Source organism: Streptomyces sp. NPDC127177 (genome assembly GCF_042672475.1).
Taxonomy (GTDB): domain Bacteria; phylum Actinomycetota; class Actinomycetes; order Streptomycetales; family Streptomycetaceae; genus Streptomyces.
Map to the genome: position 1 here is coordinate 61,374 of NZ_JBHXUW010000001.1, position 16,026 is coordinate 77,399.

Annotated in this window: 12 protein-coding genes; 7 read left to right on the forward strand and 5 right to left on the reverse strand. The window is 69.8% G+C overall.

Going from position 1 to position 16,026, the window contains the following annotated elements; translation table 11 throughout:
• Nucleotides 1-95: 95 nt before the first annotated feature.
• The 4 genes from ACFVJX_RS00265 (at nucleotide 96) to ACFVJX_RS00280 (ending at nucleotide 6,217) form a co-directional block, all read left to right on the forward strand.
• Nucleotides 96-2,318: an NADP-dependent isocitrate dehydrogenase gene (locus ACFVJX_RS00265; protein ID WP_384127773.1), complete on the forward strand. Its 2,223-nt coding sequence runs from the start codon at nucleotides 96-98 to the stop codon at nucleotides 2,316-2,318.
• A 299-nt stretch (nucleotides 2,319-2,617) separates the two neighbouring features.
• A complete protein-coding gene (ctaD, locus tag ACFVJX_RS00270; protein ID WP_384127775.1) occupies nucleotides 2,618-4,348 on the forward strand; it encodes a cytochrome c oxidase subunit I in 1,731 nt (576 codons plus the stop codon).
• A gap of 29 nt (nucleotides 4,349-4,377) precedes the next feature.
• The gene (locus ACFVJX_RS00275; protein ID WP_384127840.1) at nucleotides 4,378-4,725 is read left to right on the forward strand and encodes a hypothetical protein; all 348 of its coding nucleotides are present in this window, start codon (nucleotides 4,378-4,380) and stop codon (nucleotides 4,723-4,725) included.
• A gap of 130 nt (nucleotides 4,726-4,855) precedes the next feature.
• Entirely contained in the window at nucleotides 4,856-6,217 is a 1,362-nt protein-coding gene (locus ACFVJX_RS00280) for an NAD(P)/FAD-dependent oxidoreductase (RefSeq protein ID WP_384127777.1), read from the forward strand.
• Between the two features lie 56 nt (nucleotides 6,218-6,273).
• On the opposite strand, the gene ACFVJX_RS00285 is transcribed toward ACFVJX_RS00280, so the two are convergent.
• From ACFVJX_RS00285 to mutA, 5 genes are all read right to left on the reverse strand, one after another.
• A complete protein-coding gene (locus tag ACFVJX_RS00285) occupies nucleotides 6,274-7,272 on the reverse strand; it encodes an aldo/keto reductase family protein (RefSeq protein ID WP_384127779.1) in 999 nt (332 codons plus the stop codon).
• A gap of 58 nt (nucleotides 7,273-7,330) precedes the next feature.
• On the reverse strand, nucleotides 7,331-8,473 hold the full coding sequence (gene rho / locus ACFVJX_RS00290; RefSeq protein WP_384127781.1) for a transcription termination factor Rho: 1,143 nt from the start codon (nucleotides 8,471-8,473) through the stop codon (nucleotides 7,331-7,333).
• A gap of 365 nt (nucleotides 8,474-8,838) precedes the next feature.
• Nucleotides 8,839-9,837 carry a methylmalonyl Co-A mutase-associated GTPase MeaB gene (gene meaB / locus ACFVJX_RS00295; protein WP_385743291.1) on the reverse strand — a complete coding sequence of 333 codons (999 nt, stop codon included), beginning with the start codon at nucleotides 9,835-9,837 and terminating at the stop codon, nucleotides 8,839-8,841.
• Between the two features lie 11 nt (nucleotides 9,838-9,848).
• Entirely contained in the window at nucleotides 9,849-12,050 is a 2,202-nt protein-coding gene (gene scpA, locus ACFVJX_RS00300; RefSeq protein WP_384127785.1) for a methylmalonyl-CoA mutase, read from the reverse strand.
• Complete coding sequence (mutA, locus tag ACFVJX_RS00305; RefSeq protein WP_384127787.1) at nucleotides 12,050-13,906, reverse strand: methylmalonyl-CoA mutase small subunit; 1,857 nt, start codon at nucleotides 13,904-13,906, stop codon at nucleotides 12,050-12,052. Before mutA ends, scpA begins: the two co-directional genes overlap by 1 nt.
• A 220-nt stretch (nucleotides 13,907-14,126) precedes the next feature.
• Here mutA and ACFVJX_RS00310 point away from each other — a divergent pair, with 220 nt between their 5' ends.
• The 3 genes from ACFVJX_RS00310 (at nucleotide 14,127) to ACFVJX_RS00320 (ending at nucleotide 16,010) form a co-directional block, all read left to right on the forward strand.
• Nucleotides 14,127-14,555 carry a DUF6325 family protein gene (locus ACFVJX_RS00310; RefSeq protein ID WP_384127789.1) on the forward strand — a complete coding sequence of 143 codons (429 nt, stop codon included), beginning with the start codon at nucleotides 14,127-14,129 and terminating at the stop codon, nucleotides 14,553-14,555.
• A gap of 54 nt (nucleotides 14,556-14,609) precedes the next feature.
• Nucleotides 14,610-14,891 (forward strand): SHOCT domain-containing protein, encoded by a 282-nt coding sequence (locus tag ACFVJX_RS00315; RefSeq protein WP_384127790.1) that lies wholly within the window; start codon nucleotides 14,610-14,612, stop codon nucleotides 14,889-14,891.
• Between the two features lie 321 nt (nucleotides 14,892-15,212).
• Entirely contained in the window at nucleotides 15,213-16,010 is a 798-nt protein-coding gene (locus ACFVJX_RS00320) for a tyrosine-protein phosphatase (RefSeq protein ID WP_384127792.1), read from the forward strand.
• Nucleotides 16,011-16,026: the final 16 nt, after the last annotated feature.

The following is a 16,026-nucleotide window of genomic DNA, read 5'->3' on the forward strand; positions in this document are numbered from 1 at the left end:
TTCCGGTTCGTGCGGGGCAGGGCCCTGTCGAGGCGGCGCCGATCACGAGATATCTTGATGTCAAGCAATGTTGCAGACGTGGAGCGGAGCACAGGGTGACTGACTCGACCATCATCTATACACACACCGACGAGGCCCCGGCCCTGGCGACGTATTCGTTCCTGCCGGTGATCGAGGCCTACGCCTCGAAGGCCGGGGTCACCGTGGAGAGCCGTGACATCTCCCTGGCGGGCCGGATCATCGCCAGCTTCCCCGACCGCCTCCAGGAGAACCAGCGCATCGACGACGCGCTCGCCGAGCTCGGCGAGCTGGCCACCACTCCCGGGGCCAACATCATCAAGCTGCCGAACGTCTCTGCCTCGATCCCGCAGCTGAAGGCCGCGATCGCCGAGCTCCAGGGGCAGGGCTACGCGCTTCCGGACTACCCGGACGACCCGAAGTCCGACGAGGAGAAGGACGCCCGCGCGCGCTACGACAAGATCAAGGGCAGCGCGGTCAACCCCGTCCTGCGCGAGGGCAACTCCGACCGCCGCGCCCCCGCGTCGGTCAAGAACTACGCCAAGGCGCACCCCCACCGCATGGGCGCCTGGACGGCCGACTCGAAGACGAACGTCGCGACCATGGGCGTCGACGACTTCCGCTCCACCGAGAAGTCCGTAGTGATCGCCGAGGCCGGCAGCCTGCGCATCGAGCTCGTGGGCGACGACGGCACCGTCACCGTCCTGCGTGACTCCGTACCGGTGCTGGCCGGCGAGGTCGTGGACGCCGCCGTCATGCGCGTCGCCGCGCTGCGCGAGTTCTTCACCGCGCAGGTCGCCCGCGCCAAGGCCGAGGACATCCTCTTCTCGGTGCACCTCAAGGCCACCATGATGAAGGTCTCCGACCCGATCATCTTCGGCCACGTGGTCCGCGCCTTCTTCCCGAACACGTTCGCCAAGTACGGCGAGGTGCTCATCGCCGCCGGCCTGACACCGAACGACGGCCTCGGCGGCATCCTCAAGGGCCTGGACTCGGTGCCGCACATCGGTGCCGAGATCAAGGCCTCCTTCGAGGCCGAGCTCGCCGAGGGCCCCGCCCTGGCGATGGTCGACTCCGACAAGGGCATCACCAACCTGCACGTCCCCAGTGACGTCATCGTCGACGCCTCCATGCCGGCCATGATCCGCACCTCCGGCCACATGTGGGGACCGGACGGCCAGGAGGCCGACACCCTCGCCGTGCTGCCCGACAGCAGCTACGCGGGCGTCTACCAGGTCGTCATCGACGACTGCCGCGCCAACGGCGCCTACGACCCCGCCACGATGGGCTCCGTGTCCAACGTCGGTCTCATGGCGCAGAAGGCCGAGGAGTACGGCAGCCACGACAAGACCTTCGAGGTCCCCACCACGGGCACCGTGCGGGTCGTGGACGGCAACGGCAACGCCGTCCTGGAGCAGGTCGTCGGCGCCGGAGACATCTTCCGCGTGTGCCAGGCCAAGGACCTGCCGATCCAGGACTGGGTCAAGCTCGCCGTCACCCGCGCCCGCGCGACCGGCAACCCGGCCGTGTTCTGGCTCGACGAGGACCGCGCGCACGACGCCAAGCTCATCGAGAAGGTCAGGACGTACCTGGCCGACCACGACACCGACGGTCTCCAGATCGAGATCCTGTCCCCGGTCGAGGCCACCGCGTTCTCCCTGGAGCGCATCCGCCGCGGTGAGGACACCATCTCGGTCACCGGCAACGTGCTGCGTGACTACCTCACCGACCTGTTCCCGATCCTGGAGCTCGGCACCAGCGCCAAGATGCTCTCCGTCGTCCCGCTGATGAACGGCGGCGGACTGTTCGAGACGGGCGCCGGCGGCTCCGCGCCGAAGCACGTGCAGCAGCTGGTGAAGGAGAACTACCTGCGCTGGGACAGCCTGGGTGAGTTCCTCGCCCTCGCCGTCAGCTTCGAGCACCTCGCGCAGACCACGGACAACGCCGGCGCCCAGGCCCTGGCCGACACGCTGGACCGCGCGACGGCCACGTTCCTCAACGAGGACAAGTCGCCCAGCCGCAGGCTCGGCGGGATCGACAACCGCGGCAGCCACTTCTACCTGGCTCTCTACTGGGCCCAGGAGCTGGCGCAGCAGACCACCGACGCCAAGCTCGCCGAGGTGTTCGCACCGCTCGCCAAGACGCTGGCCGAGCAGGAGCAGACCATCGTCGACGAGCTCGTCGCCGTCCAGGGCAAGCCGGCCGACATCGGCGGCTACTACCAGCCCGACCCGGCCAAGGCCGAGGCCGTCATGCGTCCGTCGGCGACGTTCAACAAGGCGATCGCGAGCCTCGCCTGATCTGAGCCGGTGGGCGGGGGAGGGGCAGCGCCTCCTCCTCGCCCGCACCGCCTCGCACCGCTCCGCCCCGGCCGGCACACCGTCGCGCCGGGGCGGAGCTGTCTGTGTCCGGGGACGCCCTGACGGGTGAATGTCGCGCCACGGGGGCCGCAGGGCCACCCCCTGCGGCCACCCGGCTGGTTTGCTGCAACCGGAAACTCGCGCGACGCGTGGGGAGGGCCGTTCGGCCCACCCCGATGGAGGCGGCGCCACGCGGGGTGCGCAGTCCACCCGCGGCAGACAGATGAAGGAGCGTCCCAGTGACGACGACGGGCACGACAGGGACAGCGGAGGACGACGAGGCGTACGCCAACGAGCTTCCGGTACACAGCAGGGAGCCGGGAAACGTCGTCATCAAGTGGCTGACCACCACCGACCACAAGACGATCGGCACGATGTACCTGGTCACCTCGTTCGCGTTCTTCCTCATCGGCGGTCTGCTCGCGCTCTTCATGCGCGCCGAGCTGGCCCGTCCGGGCACGCAGATCATGTCGAACGAACAGTTCAACCAGGCGTTCACGATGCACGGCACGATCATGCTGCTGATGTTCGCGACACCGCTGTTCATCGGATTCACCAACTGGATCATGCCGCTGCAGATCGGCGCACCCGATGTGGCTTTTCCCCGGCTGAACATGTTCGCGTACTGGCTGTACCTCTTCGGCTCGATCATCGCGGTGGCCGGCTTCCTCACGCCCGACGGAGCGGCCGACTTCGGCTGGTTCGCCTACTCCCCGCTGACGGACGCGGTCCGCTCGCCGGGCATCGGCCCGGACATGTGGATCATGGGTCTGGGGTTCTCCGGTTTCGGCACGATCCTCGGGTCGGTCAACTTCATCACCACGATCGTCTGCATGCGCGCTCCCGGCATGACGATGTTCCGCATGCCGATCTTCGTCTGGAACGCCCTGCTGACCGCGGTCCTGGTGCTGCTGGCCTTCCCGGTCCTCGCCGCCTCGCTCCTGGCGCTGGAGGCGGACCGCAAGTTCGGCGCGCACGTCTTCGACGCCGCCAACGGCGGCGCGCTGCTCTGGCAGCACCTCTTCTGGTTCTTCGGTCATCCGGAGGTCTACATCATCGCGCTCCCGTTCTTCGGGATCGTCACCGAGATCCTTCCGGTCTTCAGCCGCAAACCGATCTTCGGCTACATCGGCCTGGTCGGTGCGACGATCGCCATCGCGGGTCTGTCCGTGACCGTGTGGGCCCACCACATGTACGTGACCGGCGGTGTGCTGTTGCCGTTCTTCTCGTTCATGACGTTCCTCATCGCGGTGCCGACCGGGGTGAAGTTCTTCAACTGGATCGGCACGATGTGGAAGGGGTCGCTGTCCTTCGAGACACCGATGCTGTGGTCCATCGGCTTCCTCGTGACGTTCCTCTTCGGCGGGCTGACCGGTGTCATCCTCGCGTCGCCCCCGCTGGACTTCCACGTCTCGGACTCGTACTTCGTCGTCGCGCACTTCCACTACGTGGTCTTCGGGACCGTGGTCTTCGCGATGTTCGCGGGATTCCACTTCTGGTGGCCGAAGTTCACCGGCAAGATGCTGGACGAGCGGCTCGGCAAGATCACCTTCTGGACGCTGTTCGTGGGCTTCCACGGCACCTTCCTGGTGCAGCACTGGCTGGGTGCCGAGGGCATGCCGCGCCGCTACGCGGACTACCTCGCCGCGGACGGCTTCACCGCGCTGAACACCATCTCGTCGATCTCCTCGTTCCTGCTCGGCCTGTCGATGCTGCCGTTCCTCTACAACGTCTGGAAGACGGCCAAGTACGGCAGGAACGTCGGCGTCGACGATCCCTGGGGCTACGGCCGTTCGCTGGAGTGGGCGACCTCCTGCCCGCCACCGCGGCACAACTTCGTCACCCTGCCGCGGATCCGTTCCGAATCCCCGGCGTTCGACCTGCACCACCCGTACGTACGCGAACTCGACGAGGAGGCCAACCGCGGCGACCAGTCCGTCACCGTGGCGCCGGGGGACCGGCAGGCGTGAGCGGGGCGGCCGGCGGAGACGAGGACCTGATGGGCACCGAACCCGACAAGGACAGCGCCCGAGGACTGGCCCAGATGGAGGGCTATCTGCTGTGGAACGCCGAGGTCGAGGAGGCCCGTCGGCTCGCCCGGCGCTTCACCGACGAACTGCCCTGGCTCACCACCGCCCAGCGCGAGGACGTGGAACGGGTCTACGCCGCCGACCGCGCCTACGCCTCACGGGTGATGCTGATGCGCATCTCGGCCCGCGCCACCGAACTGCGTGGTGAGTACAGCCGGCGTTACAGCCGGCTCCGGGCGCGCTGCGTGGCGGCCGTGGTGGTCTGTCTGAGCACGGCCGGTGGGGCCTGCACCGTGGTGACGTACCTGGTCAGATGAGGTCCCGGTCGTCCGATCGCCGCCCCAGCAGGCGAAGTCGCAGCCGTCTCGTAAAGATAAGAGGTGACGGGCGCGTGTGACGGGGCAGGCGAACGGACGACCGTGCAGACCCCGAGAAGGGACGAACACTGTGGCACGACCCAGGATTCTCGTTGTAGGAGCCGGTTTCGCCGGGGTCGAGTGCGTACGCCGTCTGGAACGACGGCTCCGTCCCGGTGAAGCCGACATCGCACTCGTGGCGCCGTTCTCGTACCAGCTCTACCTGCCCCTGCTGCCCCAAGTGGCCTCGGGAGTACTCACCCCGCAGTCCGTGGCGGTGTCACTGCGCCGCAGCAGCCGGCACCGCACCCGGATCATCCCCGGCGGAGCCATCGGAGTGGACCCGAAGGCCAAGGTCTGTGTCGTCCGCAAGATCACCGACGAGGTGGTCAACGAGCCGTACGACTACATCGTGCTCAGCCCGGGCAGCGTCACCCGCACCTTCGACATCCCCGGGCTGCTCGACAGCGCCCTGGGCATGAAGACGCTGGCCGAGGCCGCCTTCGTACGCGACCACGTGATCGCCCAGCTCGATCTCGCGGACGCCAGCCACGACGAGGAGGAACGCGCCTCGCGGCTGCAGTTCGTGGTGGTCGGCGGCGGGTACGCGGGCACCGAGACCGCGGCCTGCCTCCAGCGCCTCACCACCAACGCGGTGCGGCACTATCCGCGGCTCGACCCGAAGCTGATCAAGTGGCATCTCATCGACATCGCCCCGAAGCTCATGCCCGAACTGGGTGACAAGCTCGGCGAGAGCGCGCTGAAGGTGCTCCGCGAACGAGGCATCGAGGTGTCGCTCGGCGTCTCGGTCGCCGAGGCGGGCGTCGACAAGGTGACCTTCACGGACGGCAGGGTGCTGCCCTGCCGCACCCTGATCTGGACCGCGGGCGTCACAGCCAGCCCACTGGTTTCCACCTTCGACGCCGAGACGGTACGCGGCCGGCTGGCGGTGGCCCCCGAAATGTCCCTGCCCGGCCACGACGGGATCTTCGCCCTGGGTGACGCCGCCGCCGTACCCGACCTGGCCAAGGGCGACGGCGCGGTCTGCCCGCCCACCGCGCAGCACGCCATGCGCCAGGGCCGCAAGGTCGCCGACAACCTCCTGGCGACGCTGCGCAACCAGCCCCTCCAGCCGTACGTGCACAAGGACCTCGGGCTCGTCGTGGACCTCGGCGGCAAGGACGCCGTGTCCAAGCCGCTCGGCATCGAGATGCACGGCATCAGTGCCCAGGCCGTGGCCCGCGGCTACCACTGGTCGGCGCTGCGGACCAACGTGGCCAAGGCGCGGGTCATGACGAACTGGCTGATCAACGCCGCCGCGGGCGACGACTTCGTCCGTACCGGATTCCAGTCCCGCAAGCCCACCACACTGCGCGACTTCGAATACACGGACACCTATCTCACCCCCGAGCAGGTCCGCGAGCACACCGCCTCGCTCAACACCCGGATGTGACGCACGAGAAGCGAGGGGCCCGGCCGGAACTCCGGCCGGGCCCCTCGCTGCTCACATCAGCTGTCGCCCTCGTAGCCGGCGGTGAGCTCGGGGTCCCGCTGGGACACCGGGTCCAGGATCCGGTCGACGGCCTTCAGGAGGTCCGCGTCCAGCCGCACACCGGAGGCACCGACGTTCTCCGTCACCTGCTCGGGACGGGAGGCGCCGATGATCGCGGCGGAGACGTTGGAGTTCTGCAGCACCCAGGCGACCGCGAGCTGCGCCATGCTCAGACCGGCCTGGTCGGCCAGCGGACGCAGTTGCTGCACCTGCACCAGCACCTCCTCGCGCAGCCAGTCGGCGACCATGTCGGCCCCGCCCTTGTCGTCCGTGGCACGCGAGCCCGCCGGCAGCGGCGCACCGGGCTTGTACTTGCCGGTGAGAGCGCCCTGGGCGATGGGTGACCAGACGATCTGCCCGATGCCCAGCTCCTCGGACGCGGGGACCACCTCGTTCTCGATGACCCGCCACAGGGCCGAGTACTGCGGCTGGTTGGAGATGAACGGCACCCGCAGTTCACGGGCCAGCGCATGTCCCGCGCGCAGCTGACCGGCCGTCCACTCCGAGACACCGATGTAGTGGGCCTTGCCGGAGCGCACGACGTCGGCGAAGGCCTCCATCGTCTCCTCGAGCGGCGTGCTGTGGTCGTAGCGATGGGCCTGGTACAGGTCGACGTGGTCGGTCTGCAGCCGGCGCAGCGAGTTGTCGATCGATTCCATGATGTGCTTGCGGCCGAGCCCCCGGTCGTTCTGTCCGGGACCGGTCGGGAAGTAGACCTTGGTGAAGATCTCCAGTCCCTCCCGGCGCTCGTCCTTCAGCGCCCGCCCGAGGACGGCTTCGGCACGCGTCTGCGCGTAGACGTCCGCGGTGTCGAAGGTGGTGATGCCTGCGTCCAGAGCGGCCCGGATGCAGGCGAGCGCCGCGTCCTCCTCCACCTGGGAGCCGTGGGTGAGCCAGTTTCCGTACGCGATCTCGCTGATCGTCAGACCGCTGCGGCCGAGTCGGCGGAATTCCATGTGCCTGCTCTCCCTCTGCTGGTAAGTGCCGCTACATGGTATGACGCATGACAGGCATTCAGGCGGCCGGAACGGTGTTGCGGATCAGCTGGAGGAAGGCGGCGTTGTCCGGGGTGTGCCGGATCCGGTCGAGCAGTGTTTCCAGCGAGGTCTGGGTGTCCCTGGAGTGCAGGGCCCGACGCAGTCCACGGACGGCGGCCAGTTCCTCCGCCGGTACGAGGAGTTCGTCGCGGCGGGTGCCGGAGCCCGCGATGTTCACGGCCGGGTGGATCCGCTTCTCGGCGAGGCCGCGGTCGAGTCGCAGCTCCATGTTGCCGGTCCCCTTCAGCTCCTCGAAGAAGTACTCGTCGGCGCGGGAACCGGTCTCCACCAGGGCCGTGGCCAGGATGGTGAGGGAGCCGCCCTCCTCGGTGAGCCGTGCGGCGCCGAAGAGGCGCTTGGGGCCGAGCAGGGCCGCCGCGTCGACACCGCCGCTGAGGGTGCGTCCGCCGGCCGCGGCCGCGTTGTTGTGGGCCCGGCAGAGCCGGGTGAGCGAGTCGAGCAGGATGACGACGTCCCGGCCCTGCTCGACCAGCCGCTTGGCACGGTCGAGCGCGAGCTCGGCGAGGGCGATGTGTTCCTTCGCCGGCCGGTCGAAGGTCGAGGCGTAGACCTCGCCCCGCACCGAGCGGCGCATGTCGGTGACCTCCTCGGGGCGCTCGTCGAGCAGCACCACCATCAGGTGGCACTCGGGGTGGTTCTCGGCGACCGAGGCCGCGATCTGTTGCAGGAGGACCGTCTTGCCGGTCCTGGGCGGGGCCACGACGAGCCCGCGCTGTCCCTTGCCGATCGGGGCGACGAGGTCGACGACGCGCGTCGAGGCGCTGCCCGAGGGCGTCTCCAGGCGCAGCCGCTGCCGGGGGTGGAGCGGGGTGAGGTCACGGAAGTGCGGCCGGGCCCGGAGCGCTTGCGGGCTGAGGCCGTTGACGCGTGCGACGGCGCTCAGGGCGCGGGGCCGATCGCAGCTTCCCTCGACGGCGTCGCCCTTGCGCAGGCCGTGCCGCCGGATGAGCGTGGCGGGCACCTGGACGTCGCGGGGAGTGGCGTGGCCGTCCGCGGAACGCAGGAAGCCGTGCCCCTGGTGCGTGATGTCGAGGATTCCGGCGGCGGCCGTGGGGGCCGCGGGCCGGTTGGTCACGGGGTGTTCGAGTGTGGTGGTCATGCGGGGTGGTCCTTTCGCGAACATGCGAATGAAGGGGCCCGGCAGAAACGGGGGCGGAGATCTCACGCCCCGGACGACGGGCAGGAAAGCCCGGTGGGAGAGCCCGTACCGGACTGAGGAAATTACTGCGGTGAAAGCTGGATCGCCGGTCGGAACGACGGGCGCATCAGCGATGAGAAATGAACCGGCACCGGCGCCTGAATCTCAAGGCGTACACAAGTACCAATGGCAATGTACCACGGCTGCCGGACGGGGAGGGGCGCCATGACGTGGATCACCCGGGCGGGAGACGCGTCCCGCGCTGTGGGACCCGGCTGCGGGGCCTTGTGAGCGGCACCCGGAGCCGGATCCCCGTTTCAGGCGGGTCAGGCGGTCGTTCCGGGGCCCCGCAACGCCTCGAGGATCTGCTCGGCGGCCAGTGAGGCGGGCAGAGTCCCTTCCCGTACACGCAGTTCGAGCTCCGGCGCGAGCGCACGCACGCCGGGATGGCTGCGCAGACTCTCCAGCAGCTCGTCACGCACCATCGTCCAGGTCCAGTCGACCTGCTGCTCCCGCCGCTTGGCCGCGAGCCGCCCGCTGGATTCGAGCAGTGTCCGGTGCTGTTCCAGCCGCTCCCACAGGGTGTCGAGGCCACTCGACTCGCGGGCGCTGCACGTGAGTACCGGTGGCGTCCAGGCCGCGTCCGCCGGGTGCATCAGCCGCAGTGCGCCCGCCAGTTCGCGGGCCGCGGCCCGGGCATCACGCTCGTGCGGGCCGTCGGCCTTGTTGACCGCGATGGCGTCGGCCAGTTCGAGCACGCCCTTCTTGATGCCCTGCAACTGATCGCCGGTGCGGGCCAGTGTCAGCAGCAGGAACGTGTCGACCATATTGGCGACCGCGGTCTCCGACTGGCCGACCCCGACCGTCTCCACCAGCACGACGTCGTAGCCCGCGGCCTCCATCACCACGACGGACTCCCGGGTGGCCCTGGCCACCCCGCCCAGCGTGCCGGCGGTGGGGGAGGGGCGCACGAAGGCGGCCGGGTCCACCGCCAGCCGTTCCATCCTGGTCTTGTCGCCCAGGATGGAGCCGCCCGTACGGCTGGAGGAAGGATCGACGGCCAGCACCGCTACCCGGTGCCCGAGCCCGGTGAGCATCGTGCCCAGTGCGTCGATGAACGTGGACTTGCCGACTCCGGGCACACCGCTGATGCCGATGCGCCGGGCGTTTCCGGAGTGCGGCAGGAGCTCGCGCAGCAGCTGCTGGGCCAGCGCCCGGTGGTCGGGGCGGGTGGACTCGACGAGGGTGATGGCGCGCGCGATGTGCGCCCGCTTCCCGTCGAGCACCCCCTTCACATAGCTGTCGAGATCGATCTTCGGGGCCATGGTTCAGCGGCTCACAGCTCGTGACCGAGTGAGGCGCCGAGCCGCGTCACCAGATCGTGGGCGGCGTCCGGGATGACCGTTCCCGGTGGGAACACGGCCGCCGCGCCGGCCTCGTGCAGCGCCTCGATGTCCTGCGGCGGGATCACCCCGCCCACCACGATCATGATGTCCTCGCGGCCCTCGGCCTCCAGTTCCTCCCGCAGCGCCGGTACGAGGGTGAGGTGGCCGGCGGCCAGTGAGGACACCCCGACGATGTGCACGTCGGCTTCGACGGCCTGGCGGGCGACCTCGCCCGGCGTCTGGAAGAGCGGGCCGACGTCCACGTCGAAGCCCAGGTCGGCGAAGGCGGTCGCGATCACCTTCTGGCCCCGGTCGTGCCCGTCCTGGCCCATCTTGGCGACCAGGATGCGCGGCCGCCGCCCCTCCGCCTCCTCGAACGCGTCGACCAGTGCGCGGGTGCGGTCCACGGACGGCGACTCCCCTGCCTCGTTGCGGTACACACCGGAGATCGTACGGATCTGGCCCGCATGCCGGCCGTACACCTTCTCCAGCGCGTCCGAGATCTCGCCCACGGTCGCCATCGCCCGCGCCGCGTCGACCGCCAGCGCCAGCAGATTGCCTTCGAGTCCGGGGCCCGGCTCCCGGCCGGCCGCGTCCGTCAGCGCGCGCAGCGCGTCCTGGGTGGCCTGCTCGTCGCGCTCTTCGCGCAGTCGTCGCAGTTTCTCGATCTGCTGGGTGCGGACCGAGGAGTTGTCGACCTTGAGGACGTCGATCTTCTCGTCGGTCTCGACGCGGTACTTGTTGACGCCGATGACCGGCTGGCGGCCGGAGTCGATGCGGGCCTGGGTGCGGGCCGCTGCCTCCTCGATGCGGAGCTTGGGGATGCCGGCGTCGATGGCCTTGGCCATGCCGCCCGCCGCCTCGACCTCCTCGATGTGCTGCCAGGCGCGGCGTGCCAGGTCGTACGTCAGCTTCTCCACGTACGCGCTGCCGCCCCACGGGTCGATGACCCGGCCGGTGCCGGACTCCTGCTGGAGCAGCAGTTGGGTGTTGCGGGCGATGCGCGCGGAGAAGTCGGTCGGCAGGGCGAGTGCCTCGTCGAGGGCGTTGGTGTGCAAGGACTGGGTGTGTCCCTGGGTGGCCGCCATCGCTTCCACGCAGGTCCTGGTGACGTTGTTGAAGACGTCCTGCGCGGTCAGTGACCAGCCCGAGGTCTGCGAATGGGTGCGCAGGGAGAGCGACTTGGGGTTCTGCGGATCGAACTGCTTCACGAGCTTCGCCCAGAGCAGCCTGGCCGCCCGCAGCTTGGCGATCTCCATGAAGAAGTTCATGCCGATCGCCCAGAAGAACGACAGCCGCGGCGCGAACGCGTCCACGTCGAGCCCGGTGTCGCGTCCGGCCCGCAGGTATTCGACTCCGTCGGCGAGGGTGTAGGCCAGCTCCAGGTCGGCCGTGGCGCCGGCCTCCTGGATGTGGTAGCCGGAGATGGAGATCGAGTTGTAGCGCGGCATCTTCTGCGAGGTGAACGCGAAGATGTCGGAGATGATCCGCATCGACGGTTTCGGCGGGTAGATGTAGGTGTTGCGGACCATGAACTCCTTGAGGATGTCGTTCTGGATGGTCCCGGCCAGCTTCTCGGGCGGCACACCCTGTTCCTCGGCGGCCACGATGTACAGCGCGAGCACGGGGAGCACGGCCCCGTTCATCGTCATCGACACGGACATCCTGTCCAGCGGGATGCCCTCGAAGAGCTGGCGCATGTCGTAGATCGAGTCGATCGCCACACCGGCCATGCCGACGTCCCCGGTCACCCGCGGATGGTCACTGTCGTAACCGCGGTGGGTCGGCAGGTCGAAGGCGACGGAGAGCCCCTTCTGCCCGGCCGCCAGATTACGGCGGTAGAACGCGTTGGACTCCTCGGCGGTCGAGAAACCCGCGTACTGCCGAATCGTCCAGGGCTGATTCACGTACATCGTCGGATACGGACCACGCAGATACGGCGCGACGCCCGGATACGTACCCAGGAAGTCGAGTCCCTCGAGGTCCTGGCCGGTGTACAGCGGCTTGACCGCGATGCCTTCCGGGGTCTCCCACAGGAGATCGTCGTCGGAGCTCCCGGAGGACTCCTTGACCGCCGCACGCCACTGGTCATCGGTCACATCGGCGCCGCCGCCGGAACCGAGCTCGATGTCGGAGAAGTCGGGGATCCGCATTACGCCACACCCATACGGTCGAGAAGGGAAGAGAGCACGGCCACCACATCGCAGCCGGCGAAGACGTACTCGTCGACGCCGGCGTAATCGCCCGGCCGTCCCGCCAGGTAGACCCGCCGTGCGCCCGCCGACACGAGCGCCGCCGCGACCTCGCCGGCCTGTTCGGCGTAGAGCGCGTCACTGGAGCACAGGCACGCCACGTCCGTACCGGCTGCCGTGAACGCCGCGGCGGCCGACGAGGCGTCCACCCGCACCGGCTCGTGGACCGGCTCGATGCCGCCCGCCTGGAAGAGGTTCGCGGCGAACGAGGCCCGTGCGGTGTGCACCGCGGCGGGGCCGAGCGCGGCGACGAACACCCGCGGCCGGCTGCCGGTCGCCGCCAGATGGGCGTCCGAGCGGGCCCGCAGCTCCTCGAACGCCTCGTCACGGCGGACCACCGGCAGACCGCCCGGTGCGGCGGCCGACGGCGCGGCCTCGCGCTCGACCGTGCGCTCGGCGAGCTGCGGGAACTCGCTGACGCCGGTGATGGGTTCCTTGCGCCGCGCCAGGTTCTTCTTGCGCGCCGCCCAGGTCGCCGCGAGCCGCTCCGCGACCGTTCCGGACTCCAGCGCGGCCGCCTGGCCGCCCGCCCGCTCGATCTCCTGGAAGAACGACCAAGCCGCGTCGGCCAGTTCGTCGGTGAGCCGCTCCACGTACCAGGAGCCGCCCGCCGGGTCGATGACCCGGGCCAGATGCGACTCCTCCACCAGGATCGTCGACGTGTTGCGGGCGATGCGCCGCGCGAACGCGTCCGGCAGGCCCAGCGCGTGATCGAACGGCAGCACGGTCACCGCGTCGGCCCCGCCGACCCCCGCGCCCAGACAGGCCAGTGTGGTCCGGAGCATGTTCACCCACGGATCGCGCCGGGTCATCATCACCGGCGACGTCACGGCGTGCTGACGCTGCGCGCCGGCCTCCGCGGCGCCGCAGACCTCCGCGACCCGTGCCCACAGCCGGCGAGCGGCCCGCAGCTTGGCGATCGTCAGGAACTGGTCGGCGGTGGCCGCGTACCGGAACTCCAGCTGCGCGCAGGCCTCCTCGACGCCGAGCCCGGCCTCGGTGAGCGCCCGCAGGTAGGCGACCCCGGTGGCCAGCGAACTGCCCAGCTCCTGGGCGGCCGAGCCGCCGGCCTCGTGGTACGGCATCGCGTCCACGGTGAGCGCCCGCAGCCCGGGGTACTCACGGGCACAGCGCCCGGCCCAGCGGACCGCCGCCGTCAGGTCCGGTGCGGAGCCGCTGCGGGCCGACTGCCCCAGGGGGTCCGCGCCGAGGCTGCCCCGTACGGACTGCGCGGACACCCCGCGTTCGGCGCACAGACGCATCAGCTCCGTGGCCGCGGCGTCGAGTTGGGACCCGGCGTCCAGTGCGACGGGAGCCAGATCGAGGTGGACACCCTCCAGAGCCCGTGCGAGGCCGGAGACCGGCACACCGCCGGCGTCCCCCACGGTCAGCCACAAGGAGGTGACACCGTTCTCCAGATCCGCGAGCACGGCCTCGTTGAGGCGGGCGGGATCCGGCGTACAGTGCCACTGCCGTACGCCCCAGCCGCCCGCCGTGCTTCCCTCGGGCCTGCTGCCACGAGTGAAGGGGGCGAAGCCCGGGAGACCGGTGTCGGGCGCGTCGTCGCGCGAGGTGTAGAGGGGGCGGGTGATGAGCCCGTCCTCCACCGTGGTGGACAGTGCTTCCTCGGCGGCCGAACCCGAAACGTCCTTGCCCGACTTGCGCAGCACACCCTCTACGAGGGCCTGCCACTGCTCATGGGCGGGGTCAGGGAATTCGGCGGCCAACGAAAGCCCGTCAGCAGGCAGGACCGTCATGCCCAGATGCTAGGGCAGGCCTCAGACCGGCAGCAGAGGCGCGACCTGTGACCTTGCCCTCTCCGATCGCGCTTGATCCTTTACGTACTGTCGAGTAACAAATGACGCGGCCGCCCGCCGGGCCCTCCTCCGCGCATGGAGGTGGGTGATTTGCCGCAGTGCGACACCAAATGACCGAAGTTATGCTGCTGGCAATCCATCCCTCCGGAGAGGACACCCCGTGGCTGTGGGACCTGTGGAGTACCTCGTCGTCGCCTTCCCCGGCAGCCGGTTCACCGGCGCGATCGCCCCGGCGCTGGCCGACGCGGTCGCGTCGAAGGCGGTACGCATCCTCGACCTGGCCTTCGTGTACCGGGCCGACGACGGCACGGTCGAGGCCGTCGAGCTGGACGAACTCGATCCGGACGACCTCGTCTCGTACGAGCGGGTCGAGGGCGAGGTCAGCGGGATGCTCAACAACGACGACATCCGGGAGCTGGGTGAGAGGGTGCCGCCGGGCAGCTCCGCGGCGCTGATCGTCTGGGAGGACCTCTGGGCGGTCCCGCTCACCGAGGCCGTCCGCGCGTCCGGAGGACAGGTGATCGCGCACGAGCGGGTCCCCGCCGAGGTCGCGGAGGCGGCCGTGTCCGCCGCCGGCTCCGTCCGCTGACACCGCACCCGCACCGGAAGGGCGTACGACATGCCGATTTTTCGAGGACCCGGAATGAACCGCCGCGGGCCGGGCCTGCTCGGCGCGGTGGCACGTACGGCCGTCGTCGCCGGCACCGCTTCCGCCGTCAGCGGCCGTGTCCAGCGGCACCAGCAGCAGGCCGGGTCCGCCGGACAGGACGCGGAGCCCGGACAGCCCCAGGCGCACGAGCAGGACGCCGAAGCCGCACCGGACGATGTGATCACCCAGCTGGAGCGGCTCGCCGAGCTGAGGAAACAGGGCATCCTCGACGACGCCGAGTTCGCCGCGCAGAAGAAGAGAATTCTGGCGGACTGAGCACGGCCGGCCCGGCGGGGCGGTGCGCCCGGTATCCGTCCGCCGGCTGACGGATGTGTACCCACAGCCCCGAAGCACCGCTCACGACGTCCGGGCCGCTCTACCGCAAGGGTGCGCCGCGCCCATTTCCGAAGCCGTACATCCAGGAAGCGCCGCAGGCCAGAGGTGGTGGTGACGCTTCAGTATTTCTCCCGTGCGCCCCGGCGTGCCGATCGATGATCCCCGGCGTTTTACTTTGTCGATTTCCCGACCTCATGCGACTTTTGATCCGGCCAAGCCGAAATCAATTCGGATACGTGTCGGGAAAAGAGGAAGTTCATCGTGCAAACCGTCAGGGCCGTCCCGGCAGTCTCCGTTCTCAACCTGCGTGACCTGGGCGGCATCACCCTGGAATACGGCCGTCAGGTCCGGCCGGGCCTGGTGCTGAGGTCCGGTCAGCTCAGCGGGCTGGATCCGGCGGACGACGCCGCCGTGGCGGCACTCGGCATCCGCACGGTGGTCGATCTGCGGACCGCGGACGAACGTGCGTCGGCCCCCGACCGGCTGCCGGCCGGGGCCCGGCTGTTCGTCGCCGATGTCCTCGGGGACAACCCCGGAGTGGCACCCGCCAGGCTCCGCGCGCTGCTCGCCGACCCCGTCGAGGCGGAGCGGCTGCTCGGCGGCGGAAAGGCCGAGGAGATGTTCGCCGAGACGTACCGGCAGATGGTGCTCTCGCCGCGAGCGGCATCCGCGTACCGGGCCTTCGTGGACACGGTCGCCGACGGCGCCGCGCGCCCCGTCCTCTTCCACTGCACCGCCGGCAAGGACCGCACGGGCTGGGCCGCCGCCCTGCTGCTGCTCCTGCTCGGTGCCTCCCGGGAGGTGGTGCGGGCCGAGTACCTGGCCGTCAACCAGGTGGTGCGGATCGCCTTCCGGCCTTACGTGCAGAGCTTCCTGGACGCCGGCGGGGACCCGGAGATCGCCTCCGCGATCATCGAGGTCCGCCCCCGCTACCTCGACACGGCGCTGGACGCCATGGACGAGCGCTGGGGAGGGCTCGACGGCTACGCCCGCGACGGACTGCGGATCCCCGTGACCACCCTGCGGCGTCTGCGCACGGAACTCGCGGCCCCTGTCTGACCCCGGCCCCACGACG